Origin of the sequence: Methylobacterium sp. V23, assembly GCF_002917135.1 — a bacterium.
GTDB lineage: Bacteria > Pseudomonadota > Alphaproteobacteria > Rhizobiales > Beijerinckiaceae > Methylobacterium.
The window spans coordinates 26,586-41,824 of record NZ_PDHT01000026.1 but is presented as its reverse complement, the minus strand read 5'-3'; the positions used below and the strand labels follow the sequence as shown (position 1 = coordinate 41,824).

The window sequence follows — 15,239 nt, the reverse complement described above, 5'->3', positions numbered from 1 at the left end:
CTCTCCTTCGTGGGGTGGATCAGAACGCCTCGACCGGACGCGGTTTCGCGCCGTCCGGACGGGGGGCATCGGGGGTTTCGGCCTGCGCGGCGCGCAGGCGCTCCAACGGCGCCCGCCCGAAGCGCAGGAACAGGACCGGCGTCAGCACCGTGTCGAGGAGGGTCGCGCTGATCAGGCCGCCGAAGATGGTCACCGCGACCGGGTGCAGGATCTCCTTGCCCGGGGTCGCGGCGTCGTAGAGCAGCGGCACCAGGGCCACGCCGGCCGACAGGGCGGTCATCAGCACCGGCGTCAGGCGCTCCAGGCTGCCCCGCACCACGAGGTCGCGCCCGAACGGCATGCCTTCGTGCAGCGACAGGTTCAGGTAGTGGCTGATCTTCAGGATGCCGTTGCGGGCGCTGATGCCCGTCAGGGTGATGAACCCGATCATCGACGCCACCGAGAGCGGCTGCCCCACCAGCCACAGCGCGAGCACGCTGCCGATGAGGGCGAGCGGCACGTTGCCCATGATGATCAGCGCCAGCACGGCCGAGCGGTAGCGGCTGTAGAGGATGGCGAAGACCAGGGCGAGGGACAGGGTGGACAGGGCCGCGATGGTCCGGCTCGCCTCCTCCTGTGCCTGGAACGTCCCCTCCAGGCTTGCAAAGAAGCCCGGGGGGAGCTTGGCCTCGGACACCTGATGCCGGATGGCCGCCACGATGGTGGCCATGTCGCTCGTACCGTCGGTGTTGGCCTGGACGACGAGGCGGCGCCGGCTGTTCTCCCGCAGGATCTGGTTCGGCCCGTCCGTCTCGCGGATGTCGGCGACCTGGCGTGCCGGCACCCACCCCGACGGGGTCTCGATCAGCAGGTCCTTCAGCCCCTGCGTCGTGCGCTGGCGCTCCGGCAGGCGAAGGAGCACGTCGAAGCGCTTGTAGCCGTCGGCCACGGTCGAGACGACGCGCCCGTTGGAGAGGCGGCTGAGTTGCTCGACCACCGCCGAGGGCTGGACCCCGTAGAGGGCCGCCCGGGTGTAGTCGACCCGGATCTCCAATTGCGGGATTCGGACCTGCTTCTCGACCTGCAGGTCGGCCAGACCCGGGATTTTTGCCATGCGGTCGCGCAGGTCGTTGGCCACGCTGCGCAGGGCGTCGAGGTCCTCGCCGAAGATCTTCAGGGCGAGCTCCGCCCGGACCCCGGACAGCATGTGGTCGAGGCGGTGCGAGATCGGCTGGCCGACGTTCACCGAGAGCGGCAGCCGGGACAGGCGCTGCCGGATGTCGGCCACCACGGCGTCCTTCGGCCGGCCACCGCCCTTGAGCTCCACCTCGATCTCGGAGGAATGGACGCCCTCGGCGTGCTCGTCGAGCTCGGCCCGGCCGGTGCGGCGTCCGACCGAGGCGACCTCCGGGATGTCGAGGAGCAGCTTCTCGGCGATCAACCCGACGCGATTGCTCTCGGCGAGCGAGATGCCCGGATTGAACGTCGTGTTGACGGTGAACGAGCCCTCGTTGAAGGGCGGCAGGAAGGCCCGCGGCAGGTTCCAGGCGGCGATGCCGGCCGCGACGACCGCGATGGCCACCGTGGCAACGAGCACCCGCTGGTGCCGGAAGGCGATCCCGAGCAGCCGGGCGTTGCCACGCTTCAACCATCGCAGGAGGGCGCTGTCGTGCTCGGCAAGGCTCTTGAGCCCCGGCAGCAGGTAATAGGCCAGCACTGGCGTCAAGGTGACCGACACCAGCAGACTCGCCAGGATCGAGATGATGTAGGCCTGCCCCAGGGGCGCGAACAGCCGCCCCTCGATCCCGGACAGGGCGAACAGGGGCACGAACACGAGGACGATGATCATCGTCGCGTAGACGATGCCGGAACGCACCTCCGAGGACGCAGCGACCACGACCTCGAAGGTCGAGCGCGGCGAGCCGGCCGCCCGGTTCTCGCCGAGCCGTCGAAAAATGTTCTCGACGTCGACCACGGCGTCGTCGACGAGCTCGCCGATGGCGATGGCCAGCCCGCCCAGCGTCATCGTGTTGATCGACAGGCCGGCGAGGTGGAAGGCGATGGCGGTCGCCAGGATCGAGACCGGGATGGCGGTCAGCGAGATGACCGTGGTGCGCACGTTCAGCAGGAACGCGAACAGCACGATGGCCACCACCACGATGGCCTCGACGAGCACGCGCTCGACGTTGGCAATGGAGGTCTCGATGAAGTTCGCCTGGCGGAACAGGATCTGGTCGGCCTTGATGCCGTTCGGCAGGGTCGCGGTGACCTCCTTCAGGGCCGCCTCGATCTCGCGCGTGAGCTTGACGGTGTCGACGTCGGGCTGCTTCTCGACAGAGACGATGACCGCGGGCTTGCCCATGTAGCCGCCGTCGCCGCGCTTGACCCTGGGGGCGAAGGAGACGTCCGCCACCTGGCGCAGGTAGACCGGCGCGTCGCCGACGTTGGCGACCACGACGCTGCGCAAATCGTCGAGGCTCATCGTCCGGCCGATGTTCCGGATGAGGTACTCGCGGGCGTACTGGTCGGTGAACCCTCCGCCGGCGTTGGTGCCGAACTGGGTCAGCGACGCCTCAAGCTGGGCGTTCGTGACGCCCAGCGCCCGCATGGCCGCGACGTTGGGACTGACGCGGAACTGGCGCACCTCCCCGCCGATGGGAATGACCTGGGCGACGCCCGGGATCGTGAGGAGGCGCGGCCGCAGGATGAAGTCGGCGGCCTCGCGCACCTCCATCGGGGTGGCGTTGTCGCCGGTCACCGCCACCAGAAGGATCTGGCCCATGATGGAGGAGATCGGACCCATCTGCGGAGTCACGTTCGGGGGAAGCTGGTCGCGGACCAGGGTCAGGCGCTCGGCGATCTGCTGCCGATTCCGGTAGATGTCGGTGCCCCAGTCGAACTCGACGTAGACGATGGACAGCCCGACGCCGGAGACCGAGCGCACCCGGCTGACGCCGGGCAGGCCGTTCATCCGGGTCTCGATGGGGTAGGTGACGAGCTGCTCGACCTCGGGCGGCGCGAGCCCCTCGGCCTCGGTCATGATGGTGACCGTGGGCTTGTTCAGGTCGGGAAACACGTCCACCGGCAGCTTGGTGGCGGTGAAGGCGCCGTACAGGATCAGGACGGCGGCGACCGCGAGGACGAGCAGGCGGTTGCGCAGGGACTGCGTGACGAGGACGTTGAACATGGCGGCGCCCCCTCACCGGACCTGATCGAGGAGCTCGGCGCCCTCAATGACGATGCGCTTGCCCGCACCCACCCCCTCGGCGACCAGCACGTTGGTCCCGTCGAGGGGCTCGACGCGGACCTGCCGGGCTTCGAAGCGCTCGGCGGCGACGTGCTCGTAGACGATGGCCTGCCCGTTGCCGGAGCGGACCACGGCCGCACGCGGCAAGGCGAGGCCGGACTGCTCGGCGTCCGTGCCGGCGAGCACGGTGAGGAACTGCCCGACCCGCAGGCCGGAAGTGTTGCCCTTGACCGCGAACTGGACCGGGATGGCCTGGTTGCGGTCGGCGAGGCCAGTGCCCTGGTAGACGAGGGACAGGGTGCGCCCGTCGGCGAAGCGCGCCGTGGCGTTCCCGGCCGGCGTGAGGGCATCGAAGCTCAGGGCCTCGACCCAGAGTCGGGCCGGGTCGACGATCTGGAAGACCATGCCGCCGGCCGTGGCCATCTGGCCCGCCACCGCGGACGCCTGCGCGATCACGCCGTCCACGGGTGCGACCAGGGCTTCCGGCTGCTGGCGGACCTTGTCGAGGGCTGCGCGGCGGTCCTGCAGGCCCTTCAGCTCCGAGAGGGCGTCGTCGAGCTGCGTCTGGGCGACGGCGCCGGTGGTCGCGAGCTTGCGGTAGCGGTCCACCCGACGCTCGAAGACGTCGATCTGCTGGTCGAGCTCGCCCTGGCGCTGGCGCATGTCGGAGACGTCGACCGCCTGCACCGGCGGCGTCACGTAGGCCAGCACGTCACCCTTCCTCACCGTCGTCCCAAGGCGCGGGAACAGGCCCGAGGACGGCGGCGAGAGCCGGCCGCCGACGGAGGATTGCACGACGCCGCTGGCGTTCGGGTCCGGGATCACGCGCCCAGGCAACTCGACCGTCCGATGGAACGTCGCCTGCTCCGTCATCGTGGTGCGCAGGACCAGGAGGCGCTGGGTCGGCTTGGGCACGAACACCGAACCGTCGGGCAGGCGCTGGGCGAGGTCGGACGACGGCTGCGCGGGGTCGAGCAGGGCCGCGCCTTGAACCGGTTCGCCCTTGGCCGGGGCGCCGTGGTCCTCGTCGCCATGGGCAAAGGCCACGCTCCCGAGCGCCAGCGTCACGACGACCGCCATGATGGCCACGGCGGGAAGGCTGCGCCGGCCCCGCGTGAGCACGGTGAGCAGCATGCCGAGGAGGAAGGCGGCCGCCGCGGTCAGCATCAGGACGGGGTCCTTGGCCACGAGGCGGGCCTTCAGGTCGGCGACGGCGGCGGACGCCTTGGCCATGGCGGTGCCGGCCGGCGCTGCGGCCGGGGCGGCGACGGGCGCCTGGGTCTGCGGGATGGACAGCGGGACGGTGAGGACGTCGACCGCTTCTCCGGCGGTGACGGTCACCAGGAGGTCGTGCGATCCCGCCTGCGCGAGCCAGGGCGCGGGAAGCACGTAGGCCGCCTCGGCGGTCTCGGTGGCGGTCCTCTGCCCCTCGGGCGTCTCCACCTCCAGGACTGCACCCCGGACGGGTTCGTTGGTCCGGAAGTGGTCGAGGTAGAACGTGACCTTCCCGTCCCGTGGGATGGCGGTCAGCTCGAACGCGTCCGACGCGGCCTCGCCGCGCGGGGCGATGGACTTCGAGACGGGCGGGGGCGGTGCGCCGTGGTCGTGCCCCTCATGGGCACGTGCGGGACCCGCCAGCGAAGCGACGGCCAGCCACGCCGCGCCAAGGGCGGCGGCAATACGAAAAGACATGGAAGAGGCATCCTCGCGTTCGAACACCGGACGCACATCCGCGGCTTGCGGACGGAATCCGACCGTTGCGCGCCCTTGGCGCGCCGTTCGTTACGCGAGGGTTCGTGGGGGCCTGGGCAGGGCCTCGGGGCCGAGGCCGGAGCGGCCGTCGACGTCGTGCGTGACCAGGACGACGTGCCCGAAGGCAAGGGTCGGCATGGTCATTGGAGCTGAGAGGATGCCGGGAACGCAGCAGGACATCGTCCCGCAGCATGTGCCCTTGCAGGGACCGGGGCAGCAACCCCGACCCGCGTCCTCGGACTGGAGGATGGCGACCCGGGCGGGAACCGCGGCCTTGAGCAGCACGGGCGTGGCATCGACGGCAGCCGCCGACCGACCGACGTCGCGCGGTGCGGGGGCCGCCAGCGGCGCGACCGACGCCTTGGCCGCCCGCGTCATGGCGGCATGGTCATGGCCACCGTGATGATGGCCTTCGTGAGCCTGGACGGCAGACGGCGCGACGTAGGCGATGATCATCACGATCATCGCCGCCATCAGGCGCACGAGTTGCCGGTCGGGTCTCATCAAGATTGCTTACACCGTTTCGATGGGCCGAGGAATACTCGCCCCGGGACACAAATGGCCGAGCGCCGATATTGTTTCCACTTGTCCTTCGTTCAAGCCGCGGCGTTCAGCGGCTCGGCGCCATAGCCCGCGGAACGGACAGCGTCGGCGAACCGCGTCGCATCCGAGGCCGACGCGATGGAGACGATGCCGCCGCCCAGGTCGATGTCGACGGTGGCATTCGGGTCGACGCCCAGGACCGCTCGCGTGACGGACCTGGCGCAGCCGCCGCAGTTCATTCGAGTGACCTTGAGCCGGATCATGACGGTTCCCCTCTTTGGAGTGACGTCACGCCGATATGGGGCTTCCCATGGTGGGAAGGTCAAGGGGACGATGTCAGGGCCGAGGGGTCCGTAAGAGAGACTGCAGCCGGGGGGCACCCCGGAGCTTCCCACCGCATGAAGCGGGATGGCGACGGCACCTACGATCATGACCGTTCCAGCCTCGGAACCTGGTCCGCCGGAGCGGTCACGCGCCAGATAAAAACAGGTTCCATGAGAGGCGAAGGAACCATAGAAAGACATCGGGAACAAAGAAGCCCACAGGTTGGAACCTGTGGGCTTCACACGGGCCGGAGCCCGTGGGTTGCTGGCGGCGCACCGTTCAGCGTTGACGGATCGGATATGAGTGCATGGGGTCGGATAGTCAAGCCGAAAAATCCAAGATCCGGGCCGCACTCTACATCGATGGTTTCAATTTATACCACTCCGTCAATGACTTAGGAGAGCCGTTCCTGAAGTGGTGCAACTTCTGGAAGTTGGGGGAAACCATCCTGCCGCGCCAGACCGAGACGCTCGTCCGCGTCGTGTTCTGCACGGCCTACTACCCCGGGGACCACAGCAAGAAGGTCCGCCACGAACGCCTGGTCAAGGCCCTGAAACTCGTCGGCGTCGAGACCATCCTCGGACACTTCAGCCGTGAGGACGCCAGGTGCAGGGACTGCGGCTCCACCTGGCAGAAGCCGACCGAGAAGGCGACGGACATCAACCTGGCCCTGAGCGTCTACGACGATGCGGTCCACGACGTCATGGATACCGCCTACCTGCTGACCGCGGATACGGACCAGGCTGCGACCGCCCAGCTCTTCGCCAGGCGTTTCCCGGGAAAGAGGCTCGTCAGCGTGAGCCCTCCGGGCCGGACGCACTCACAGCACATCCTCTCGCACACGGCGCACAAGATCGCGCTTAACCGGGACCACATCGAGCGGGCGCTGTTTCCCGGGTTGGTCTCCGTCGAGGGGCAGGCCGCCGTCCTGCGCCCGCACGAGTACGACCCACCGCCCGGCTACGTCATGTGGGACGAGCGACCGAAGTCGCCCGCGAAGTCGAACGGGCAAGCGGCGCCGAGGCTTGGCGTGTCGCTTGGGCGGTGAATCCCCTCATGTGACTACCAGGGATCCTCCCGGGCCCCTCATCGTTTCAGATGAAGCGATGTGTTAGGACCTTGCTGGAGCTTGGCGAACCGGCATGGGCCTTTGCGGATTGATATACCGGCCGTTGAGGCGCATCTTACGAACGCAGCAGGGAGCGTGAGCGGCAATGCGCGCCGAGGGCATCAAACTCGTTCAGCGGAAGGTCGGGACGGAGTTCGTGATCACCTCTCCCGACGTGCCGGAACTGCATGTCTCGCACCCCGACCCGGACAGGGCCCTGGCCGGCGTCCCCGACGCCCTCGACATGATCGAGCGAATGAAGGACCGGCGGGCAAGCATGCGCGTGGTCAAGGAACGCCTCGCCCACTGCTGATGGCCTCCTACCGCGAGACCGATCTCGTCGCCTTCCTCATGTCCGTCGGCTGCGAGTTCGCGGGCGACACCTACGTGAACGGCTCCGGGTGGTTCACCAGCGACGGTCAGGTGTTCATGCTGCCGCTCGTCGACGCGGTGGGTGGCGTGATGGTCGTCGATGCGGACGTGGTCGACGACATCTTCGTAAATCGTTGGCTCGGCATCAGGCCGCCCCTTCCCATTCAGAGGCTGTAGCCGCGTCTCAGATGGCAGTGCCGCCGCTGTACCGCGCGAAGGTGCTGCGTGCTGCCGGCCCGAACAGCACCACCTCGTAGGTATCGGGCTCCATGCCCTCGACCTCCATCCCAGGGGAGCCGACAGGCATGCCGGGAACGGCCAGTCCCGTGCCCTGGGGCCTCTCCGCCAGGAGCCGCTTGATCGCCCCGGCCGGGACGTGCCCCTCCACGACATAGCCGCCGACCTGGGCGGTGTGGCAGGAAGCGAGGTCCCGTGGCACCCCGAGGCGGACCTTGAGCGGGTTCACCGGTCCTTCCGTGACGGTCACCGTGAAACCGTTCTCGCGAAGGTGGGCGACCCACTTCTCGCAACAGCCGCAGGTCGGGTCCTTGGTCACGGCCACGGTCGGAAGGTCCTGCGCCGTGGCGTGGCGCCCGAAGACTACCGACGCCGCCAGGCCCAGCACCAGGGCGCGTCGCGATGTTATCGTCGTCCCGTTCATCATTTGGATTTCCCCTCTCATTCGGCGGCCAGGAACATCGTGTGCCCTTCGACGGATTCCGGCCGCATGTCGGATCTCGGCAGTCCCCATCCCTTCACCAGCCCGTAGACCGCCGGGATCACCAGGAGGGTCAGGATGGTCGACGATACCATGCCGCCGATCATGGGAACCGCGATCCGCTGCATCACCTCCGAGCCGGAGCCGATGCTCCACAGGATGGGCAGGAGGCCGGCCATGATGGCCACCACCGTCATCATCTTCGGGCGCACCCGCTCGACCGCGCCGACCATGATCGCCCGCCGCAGGTCGTCGCGGGTGAACGTCCGCCCGTCGCGTTCGCAATCGGCGCGCACCTCGGCGAGCGCGTGGTCGAGGTAGACCAGCATGATCACGCCGGTCTCCGCGGCGACGCCGGCCAGCGCGATGAAACCCACCGCCACCGCCACCGACAGGTTGAAGCCCATCCACCACATCAGCCAGACCCCGCCGACGAGGGCGAAGGGCAACGACAGCATGACGATGAGCGTCTCGGTGAGCCGACGGAAGTTGAGGTAGAGCAGCAGGAACACGATTAGCAGCGTCAGCGGCACCACGACCTTGAGCCGGGCCGTCGCTCGGTCGAGGTACTCGACCTGACCGCTCCACTGCACCAGGGTGCCTTGGGGGAGCCTGACCTCGTTGGCCACCGCCGCCCGCGCCTCGGCGACGTAGCCCCCGAGATCGCGACCGGCGACGTCCACGTAGATGAAGACCGCGAGTTGCCCGTTCTCGGTTCGGATCTGCGTCGGGCCGCGGTTCAACTGCACCTTGGCGACCTCGCCGAGGGGCACCGTCCCCCCGCTCGGGATCGACACCTGAACCTCGGAGGCGATGGACCGCGGGTCGGAGCGGAAGGCGCGCGGGTAGCGCACGTTGACGGTGTAGCGCTCACGTCCCTCGACCGTGTTGGTCACGCTCTCGCCGCCGAGCGCCATCCCGATCACGTCCTGCACGTCGCCGACGGTCAGGCCGTACCGGCCCAGCGCCTCGCGGTCGGGGGTGATGTCGAGGAAGTAGCCGCCCTGGACGCGCTCGGCGTAGGCGCTCGACGTGCCCGGGACCGCCTTCACCACCGCCTCGACTTGGCGGGCGACCTTCTCCATCTCGGTGAGGTCCGTCCCCAGCACCTTGATCCCGACCGGCGTACGGATGCCGGTCGAGAGCATGTCGATGCGGGCGCGGATGGGCTGGGTCCAGGCATTCGAGACCCCGGGAAATTGGAGCGCGGCGTCCATCTCGGCCTTCAGGCTCACCGTCGTGACGCCGGGTCGCCACTCCGCCTTCGGCTTCAGGTTGACGATGGTCTCGAACATCTCGGACGGCGCCGGGTCGGTCGCGGTGTTGGCCCGACCGGCCTTGCCGTAGACCGAGGCCACCTCGGGGAAGGACTTGATGATGCGGCCCTGGGTGGCGAGCAGGTCACCGGCCTTGGTCACCGAGATGCCCGGCAGCGTGGTGGGCATGTACATCAAGGTGCCCTCGTCGAGGTCGGGCATGAACTCGGAGCCGAGCCGGCTCGCCGGCCACGCCGTCGCCGCCAGGACGACCACGGCCAGCAGGATGGTGAGCACCCGTGCCCGCAGGACGCCTGCGATGAGGGGCCGGTAGAGCCAGATCAGGAGCCTGTTCACCGGGTTGCGGCGCTCGGGGATGATCCGGCCGCGGACGAACAGGACCATCAGCGCCGGGACGAGGGTCAGGGACAGCACCGCCGCCGCCGCCATCGCGAACGTCTTGGTGAAGGCCAGCGGCCCGAACAGGCGCCCCTCCTGGCTCTCCAGGGTGAAGATCGGCAGGAAGCTCACCGTGATGATGAGGAGACTAAAGAACAGCGACGGCCCCACCTCGCCCGCGGCCTCGATCAGGATCTCGACCCGGGGCTTGTCCGGCGGCGCCCGCTCCAGGTGCTTGTGGGCGTTCTCGATCATCACGATGGCGGCGTCGATCATGGCGCCGACCGCGATGGCGATGCCGCCCAGGCTCATGATGTTGGCCCCGAGCCCCAGGGCCTTCATGCCCGCGAACGCCATTAGGATGCCGACCGGCAGCATCAGGATCGCAACCAGCGCGCTGCGGACGTGGAGCAGGAACACGACGCAGACGAGGGCGACGATGACGCTCTCCTCGATCAGCGTGCCCTTTAGGGTCTCGATGGCCGCCTCGATCAGGTGCGAGCGGTCGTAGACCGGCAGGATCTCCGTGCCCTTGGGCAGGCTGGCGGCGACTTCGGAAAGGCGCGCCTTCACGTTCTCGATGACGTTCAGAGCGTTGGCCCCGAACCGCTGCAGGACGATCCCGCCGGCGACCTCGCCGTCGCCGTTCATCTCGGTGATGCCGCGGCGCTCGTCGGGACCGAGCTCGACCCGAGCCACGTCCTTCACCCGCAGCGGGGTGCCCGCCTCGGTCTTCAGGACGATGCTCTCGATGTCGGCGACGGTCTTGAGATACCCGCGGCCACGGACAACGAACTCGAACTCGGAGAGCTCGACGGTGCGGCCGCCGACGTCGGCGTTGCTCGACCGGATCGCGTCCCGGAGCTTCGACAGGGTGATGCCCTGCGCCCGGAGCCGGCTCGGGTCCACGACGACGTTGTACTGTTTCACGAAGCCGCCGACGCCCGCGACCTCCGCCACGCCCTCGGCACGCGACGCCCCGAAGCGCACGACCCAGTCCTGGAGCGAGCGGAGCTCGGCCAGCGTCCGTTCCTTAGCCACCACGACGTACTGGTAGACCCAGCCGACCCCAGTCGCGTCCGGTCCCAGGGTCGGGGTCACGCCGGCCGGAAGGCGCTTGGCCACGGTGTTCAGGTATTCGAGCACCCGGCTGCGGGCCCAGTACGGGTCGGTGCCGTCCTCGAAAATGACGTAGACGAACGACACCCCGAAGAACGAGAAGCCGCGCACGACCTTCGACCGGGGCACCGTCAGCATGGCGGTGGTCAGCGGGTAGGTGACCTGGTCCTCAATGACCTGGGGCGCCTGCCCGGGGTACTCGGTGTAGACGATGGTCTGGACGTCCGAGAGGTCCGGGATCGCGTCGAGCGGCAGGGTTTTCAGGGCGTAGAGCCCCGCTCCGACGGCAAAAACGGTCCCGATCAGGACGAGCACCAGATTCCTCGCCGACCAGGCGATGAGACGGGCGATCATGGCGCCTTCCCCTCGGCGGCGGCTTGCGGCCCGGGATCGGGCTTCGGCTCGGAAAGACCTTGGAGGGCCGCCTTCAGGTTGCTCTCGGCATCAATGAGGAAGTTGGCCGACGTCACCACCCGCTCGCCCGCGGCGATGCCGTCGCGGATCTCGACGTAGCCGTCGCCACGGGTGCCGAGCCTGACCGGTCTCGGCTCGAAGCGGCCCTCGCCCCTGTCGAGCAGGACGACTTGTTTCGTGCCGGTGTCGATGACCGCGTCGTCGGGCACCGCCACCACCGGCTTGTCGCTGCCCGTGGCGATCGTCACATCGGCGAACATGCCCGGGCGCAGGTCGCCGTTCGGGTTGGGCAGCTCGATGCGCAGGCGGGCGGTCCGGGTCCCCATGGCGAGGTGCGGGTAGATCCGGGTCACCGCGCCGGTGAAGACGCGATCCGGAAACGTCCGGGCGCGCACGGTCGCCGTCTGGCCCTCCGCCACGGCCGCCAGGTCGCGTTCGGTCACGTCGGCCAGGACCCAGACCCGGGAATGGTCGACGAGCTTGAACAGTGTGTCGCCGGACTTGGCGCGCATCCCGTCCGAGACGTTGCGCTCGACCACGACGCCGTCGCGGGGCGCCGACCACGTGATAGTCGAGGGCACTTTTCGGGATCGCTCGATCTCGTCGATGACCTCGGGCGGGATGCCGAGGTTCTCCAGGCGCCGACGGGCGCCCTCGTAGCCGATGCCGGTGAGGTACTGCGCGGCGGCCGCGTTCATCTCCGGCGAGAACAGGCGCAGGAGCGGCTGGCCCTTGCGGACGTGGTCGCCCGTGGTGACGGCCTCGACCTTCTCGATGAAGGCGTCGGTGCGCATCGCGATCACCGAGATCCGGCGCTCGTCCTCCTCGATGGCGCCGGGCGCGCGCACCGGCATCGACAGGACGCGTCGCTCGGCGACCGCCGTCCGGACCCCGGTGCGCTGGAGCTTACCGGGCGAGATTTTCACGGTGCCGTCGTCGGTGTCCTCCTCCTCGTAGACGGGGAGGTAGTCCATTCCCATCGAGTCCTTCTTCGGAATCGGCGAGGTGTCCGGAAGGCCCATCGGGTTCCGGTAGAAGCGCACCTTGCGGGCGCTTGCAGGGGGCGTGGCCTGAGCCATGGCCATGTCGCCGTGCCCGGCGTCGGGCATTGCCTCCGCCTCGTCGGGTTCGTCGAAGCGCACGTCCTCGCTGGCGTGGACGGCGCGATAGTCTCGACCGTCCGCCGTGCGCTTGGGCTCCGCGGCGTAGTCCGGCTTCCCGTCCGGGTCCTGGTAGTAGACGACTGGTCCCGTCGCCCTGGCCGGGACCCGAGCGGGCACCGAAGAGGGCTGCCGGGTTCCCGGCAGCCAATGGGCGAACCCGGTCCGCGCCTGCTGGACGAGCGCCGGCACGGGACTGCCCTCATGCCCCGCGCCATACCCCAAAACCCCCGCCGCGAGCGCGGCGAGGGTCCCGGCTGCCCAAGCCGACCGGCTCACTTGGTGGCCTTGAACACCAGCTTGTTCTCGACGGTGCCGGTCTCGCCCTGAACCTTGGCTCCGAGCGAGAGACGCCAGCCGCCGGCCATCGTCAGCTTCGCCTTGAACCGGTAGATGCCGGGCTCCGGCGAGGGGAGCTGCTCGATCTTGGAGGTCATCTCCTCCATGCTGTCGGGCGCCATGTCGATGCGCTTGGCGAAGATGACGGCGTTCGGCACGGGCTTGGACGTGCGCTTGTCGACGAGGCGGACGTCGAGGATGGCCTCACCCTGCTTCGCCTCGTCCTTCACGAGTTGGAACTCGTAGTCCTGGGTGTCGGCCCGGGCGGCGGCGGTGAGGGCGAGGCCGAGCAGCGCAGCCGTGAGGGCGCGCGAAAACGATGTCTTGGACACGGTGGATGATCTCCTGAAAACGATGGGACCCGGGCCTTCAGGCGCGCGGGATCTGCCGGCGCAGGCGCCGGCGGCATCGGGTTCAGGCTCGGGGAGGCTCGGTGGGCGGCCCTTGCGACAGGCTGTCGAAGGAGGCAGTGACGCCCCAGGTCGGCCCCTCGACGCCGGCAACGCGGCCCGGAAGTCCGACGGCGACCGGCAGCCCGGTGGCGACCTTCGCCAGGCAGAGCGCCATCAGGGGGCAGCCCTTGGAGCAATCGGGCATGTTTAACCGCTCCTTGGGACAGCACGGCATCTCGTCCATGGCCTCGTCGGGCATCGCCATGGCGTGACGCTGATCGGCCTTCGGAGCGCGCATGCCCGCGGCGGCCGCAGATGCGGTCACCGGCGCAAGGGCGAGGCCGAGTACCGCCAGGAGCGGTAGCAACCGCCGAAGGGCGAGCCAAAAGGTCACGAACGGACGATGCCACATCGCGTGTCGGCGCGGAAGGGACAGGGACTACCTGACGAAAGCCCCACCCGCGGAGGGACCAAACCCGCGACGAGGAAGCCGAGGGACAGGCCCCCGATGACCCATCTCAGAGGCCACCGCGTGTCCTCCGATATCAGGTTGGCGAGCACGCACAGCAGGTAGAACGAGGCCCCCCAGGTCAGGAATTGGATCGAGCCAAGGGCCGAGATCACCACGAGACGGTGGCGATGTGGGATCACGGGTACGCTCCGCCGTCTCATCGGGGTCGACCTAGACGGCCGGGACCGGCGACGCCGCCGTTGGGCCGAGCCTGGGCATCAGGCGGACGTAGGCGAGTTCGCTGAGGAGTTCGACCAGCGTCTGCGTGACGATGACGGCGGGCAGGAGTGGCACGGCACCCGGAACCGCAAACGCCAGCGGCAGGACCACCAGGGAGTTTCGGGTGGCGGCGCTGAAGGCCAGCGTGCGGACGGTGGGGGCATCCAGGCGGAACGCGCGCCCGACAGCCCAACCCAGCAGCGGGGCAGCCACGGCGAAGGCGACGTAGACGGGGACCACTCGTAGGGCATCGTCGAGGGCGGGTCCGAGCTGGGGCAGGACGGACGCGATCACCACGAACAGGACCAGCGCGGTCGCCGGCACCGGCAGGAGTCCGAGGCCCGTAGCCATCCGTTGCCCGGCAGGGCTGCGTCCGGCCCAGAGCTGCACGGCGGCGGCGAGCCCAAGAGGGACGGCGATCAACCAGAAGAAGGCATGCACGAACGGACCGACCTGGACGAACCTGGCGGCGTCCTCGCCGAGGAAGACATTCAGGTAGACCGGCAGCAGCAGCATCTGCGCGATCAGCAACGCCGGGGTGGAGGCCAGCAGCACCTTGGCGTCGGCCCGACCAAGATGGGCGAAGGTCACGACGTAGTCGATGCACGGCGTGAGGAGGACCATGAGCACGCCCAGCCGCAGCATGGGGGCTTCGGGCAGGAACCGGATCAGGCCGGCCACCAGCAAGGGCACCACGATGAAGTTCGTGGCGAGGAGCGCCGCCAGGAAACGGACTCGCGCAAAAGCCTTTCCGAGTTCAGGCAACGGCACCTGAAGGAAGGTGACGAACAGCATCAGCGCCAGCGCCGGGTTGATCCCGACCTCAAGGGCCGTGGTGCCGGGCAGCGTCAGGGCGATCAGCGCAGCGGCGCCGATGGCCGCGAAGTAGATCCCGATCTGGTTGCCTTCGAGGGTATCACGCAGGTTGCTCATGGTTCCTCGCAAGCGATCCTGGGGGACCCGGACATCGTTTGCGGCCGGCCCGTGCACCGGGCGAACAGGGCGATGGCTCGGTCGCAGACCTCGCAGTGTCCCTCGCAGCAATCGCGCATCAGGAAGGCCACCAGGTCGGACAGGGCCGTGAACACCGCGCTGTAGATGATCGACCGCCCCTCCCGTCGGCCGACCACGAGGCCGGCGTTCTCAAGGTGGCTGAGATGGAACGAGATGCGCGGCGCCGAGGCGCCCGCGATGGCCTCGGTGATGGCACCGGCCGCCATGCCGTCCGCGCCGGCGGTGACCAACAGGCGGATGATGCGTAGGCGGGTCTCCTGCGCGATGGCGGCGAAGCCATCGAGCGCTTGCTTCTCTTGCACGACACTTAAACCTTTGTGGAATCGTTTAAGCGTCGATAGGCATGAACCGGTTCGAAGGCAAGGATTTGATC

At 68.8% G+C, this 15,239-nt stretch carries 14 protein-coding genes and 1 pseudogene; 3 read left to right on the top strand and 12 right to left on the bottom strand.

Features of this window, described 5'->3' with window-relative positions; translation table 11 throughout:
- Positions 1-19: 19 nt before the first annotated feature.
- From CRT23_RS20695 to CRT23_RS20680, 4 genes are all read right to left on the bottom strand, one after another.
- Positions 20-3,166, bottom strand: coding sequence for an efflux RND transporter permease subunit (locus CRT23_RS20695; RefSeq protein WP_103711576.1), 3,147 nt, complete (start codon positions 3,164-3,166; stop codon positions 20-22).
- A 12-nt stretch (positions 3,167-3,178) separates the two neighbouring features.
- Positions 3,179-4,918: an efflux RND transporter periplasmic adaptor subunit gene (locus CRT23_RS20690; RefSeq protein ID WP_103711598.1), complete on the bottom strand. Its 1,740-nt coding sequence runs from the start codon at positions 4,916-4,918 to the stop codon at positions 3,179-3,181.
- A gap of 90 nt (positions 4,919-5,008) precedes the next feature.
- Positions 5,009-5,482 (bottom strand): hypothetical protein, encoded by a 474-nt coding sequence (locus CRT23_RS20685; protein ID WP_103711575.1) that lies wholly within the window; start codon positions 5,480-5,482, stop codon positions 5,009-5,011.
- Between the two features lie 92 nt (positions 5,483-5,574).
- Positions 5,575-5,784, bottom strand: a complete 210-nt coding sequence (locus tag CRT23_RS20680) for a heavy-metal-associated domain-containing protein (protein WP_103711574.1) — start codon at positions 5,782-5,784, stop codon at positions 5,575-5,577.
- 368 nt (positions 5,785-6,152) lie between these two features.
- Here CRT23_RS20680 and CRT23_RS20675 point away from each other — a divergent pair, with 368 nt between their 5' ends.
- The 3 genes from CRT23_RS20675 to CRT23_RS20665 all read left to right on the top strand — a co-directional run bounded on the left by CRT23_RS20675 (position 6,153) and on the right by CRT23_RS20665 (position 7,502).
- Positions 6,153-6,893: an NYN domain-containing protein gene (locus tag CRT23_RS20675; RefSeq protein ID WP_103711573.1), complete on the top strand. Its 741-nt coding sequence runs from the start codon at positions 6,153-6,155 to the stop codon at positions 6,891-6,893.
- Positions 6,894-7,059: 166 nt separating this feature from the next.
- Positions 7,060-7,266 (top strand): hypothetical protein, encoded by a 207-nt coding sequence (locus CRT23_RS20670; protein WP_103711572.1) that lies wholly within the window; start codon positions 7,060-7,062, stop codon positions 7,264-7,266.
- Entirely contained in the window at positions 7,266-7,502 is a 237-nt protein-coding gene (locus CRT23_RS20665) for a hypothetical protein (protein ID WP_103711571.1), read from the top strand. Before CRT23_RS20670 ends, CRT23_RS20665 begins: the two co-directional genes overlap by 1 nt.
- Positions 7,503-7,509: 7 nt before the next feature.
- On the opposite strand, the gene CRT23_RS20660 is transcribed toward CRT23_RS20665, so the two are convergent.
- The 8 genes and pseudogenes from CRT23_RS20660 to CRT23_RS20625 all read right to left on the bottom strand — a co-directional run bounded on the left by CRT23_RS20660 (position 7,510) and on the right by CRT23_RS20625 (position 15,168).
- Positions 7,510-7,986, bottom strand: coding sequence for a DUF411 domain-containing protein (locus tag CRT23_RS20660; protein WP_103711597.1), 477 nt, complete (start codon positions 7,984-7,986; stop codon positions 7,510-7,512).
- A 17-nt stretch (positions 7,987-8,003) separates the two neighbouring features.
- Positions 8,004-11,171, bottom strand: coding sequence for a CusA/CzcA family heavy metal efflux RND transporter (locus CRT23_RS20655; protein ID WP_103711570.1), 3,168 nt, complete (start codon positions 11,169-11,171; stop codon positions 8,004-8,006).
- Positions 11,168-12,670 carry an efflux RND transporter periplasmic adaptor subunit gene (locus CRT23_RS20650; RefSeq protein ID WP_103711569.1) on the bottom strand — a complete coding sequence of 501 codons (1,503 nt, stop codon included), beginning with the start codon at positions 12,668-12,670 and terminating at the stop codon, positions 11,168-11,170. Before CRT23_RS20650 ends, CRT23_RS20655 begins: the two co-directional genes overlap by 4 nt.
- Complete coding sequence (locus CRT23_RS20645; RefSeq protein WP_103711568.1) at positions 12,667-13,062, bottom strand: FixH family protein; 396 nt, start codon at positions 13,060-13,062, stop codon at positions 12,667-12,669. The genes CRT23_RS20650 and CRT23_RS20645 overlap by 4 nt, the downstream gene beginning before the upstream one ends.
- 82 nt (positions 13,063-13,144) lie before the next feature.
- Positions 13,145-13,516, bottom strand: coding sequence for a hypothetical protein (locus CRT23_RS20640; protein WP_103711596.1), 372 nt, complete (start codon positions 13,514-13,516; stop codon positions 13,145-13,147).
- Positions 13,517-13,569: 53 nt separating this feature from the next.
- Positions 13,570-13,794 (bottom strand): annotated as a pseudogene (locus tag CRT23_RS29255) (MFS transporter); the annotation flags it as partial.
- Positions 13,795-13,804: 10 nt separating this feature from the next.
- On the bottom strand, positions 13,805-14,785 hold the full coding sequence (locus tag CRT23_RS20630) for an arsenic resistance protein (protein ID WP_103711567.1): 981 nt from the start codon (positions 14,783-14,785) through the stop codon (positions 13,805-13,807).
- On the bottom strand, positions 14,782-15,168 hold the full coding sequence (locus CRT23_RS20625; RefSeq protein ID WP_103711566.1) for a metalloregulator ArsR/SmtB family transcription factor: 387 nt from the start codon (positions 15,166-15,168) through the stop codon (positions 14,782-14,784). The genes CRT23_RS20630 and CRT23_RS20625 overlap by 4 nt, the downstream gene beginning before the upstream one ends.
- Between the last annotated feature and the right edge of the window lie 71 nt (positions 15,169-15,239).

Excerpts from the sequence above, each read along its gene's own strand:
- CRT23_RS20690 (WP_103711598.1), bottom strand. The coding sequence starts at position 4,918 with ATGTCTTTTCGTATTGCCGCCGCCCTTGGCGCGGCGTGGCTGGCCGTC.
- CRT23_RS20670 (WP_103711572.1), top strand. The coding sequence starts at position 7,060 with ATGCGCGCCGAGGGCATCAAACTCGTTCAGCGGAAGGTCGGGACGGAG.
- CRT23_RS20630 (WP_103711567.1), bottom strand. The coding sequence starts at position 14,785 with ATGAGCAACCTGCGTGATACCCTCGAAGGCAACCAGATCGGGATCTAC.
- CRT23_RS20655 (WP_103711570.1), bottom strand. The coding sequence starts at position 11,171 with ATGATCGCCCGTCTCATCGCCTGGTCGGCGAGGAATCTGGTGCTCGTC.
- CRT23_RS20665 (WP_103711571.1), top strand. The coding sequence starts at position 7,266 with ATGGCCTCCTACCGCGAGACCGATCTCGTCGCCTTCCTCATGTCCGTC.
- CRT23_RS20695 (WP_103711576.1), bottom strand. The coding sequence starts at position 3,166 with ATGTTCAACGTCCTCGTCACGCAGTCCCTGCGCAACCGCCTGCTCGTC.
- CRT23_RS20675 (WP_103711573.1), top strand. The coding sequence starts at position 6,153 with ATGGGGTCGGATAGTCAAGCCGAAAAATCCAAGATCCGGGCCGCACTC.
- CRT23_RS20660 (WP_103711597.1), bottom strand. The coding sequence starts at position 7,986 with ATGAACGGGACGACGATAACATCGCGACGCGCCCTGGTGCTGGGCCTG.
- CRT23_RS20685 (WP_103711575.1), bottom strand. The coding sequence starts at position 5,482 with ATGAGACCCGACCGGCAACTCGTGCGCCTGATGGCGGCGATGATCGTG.
- CRT23_RS20680 (WP_103711574.1), bottom strand. The coding sequence starts at position 5,784 with ATGATCCGGCTCAAGGTCACTCGAATGAACTGCGGCGGCTGCGCCAGG.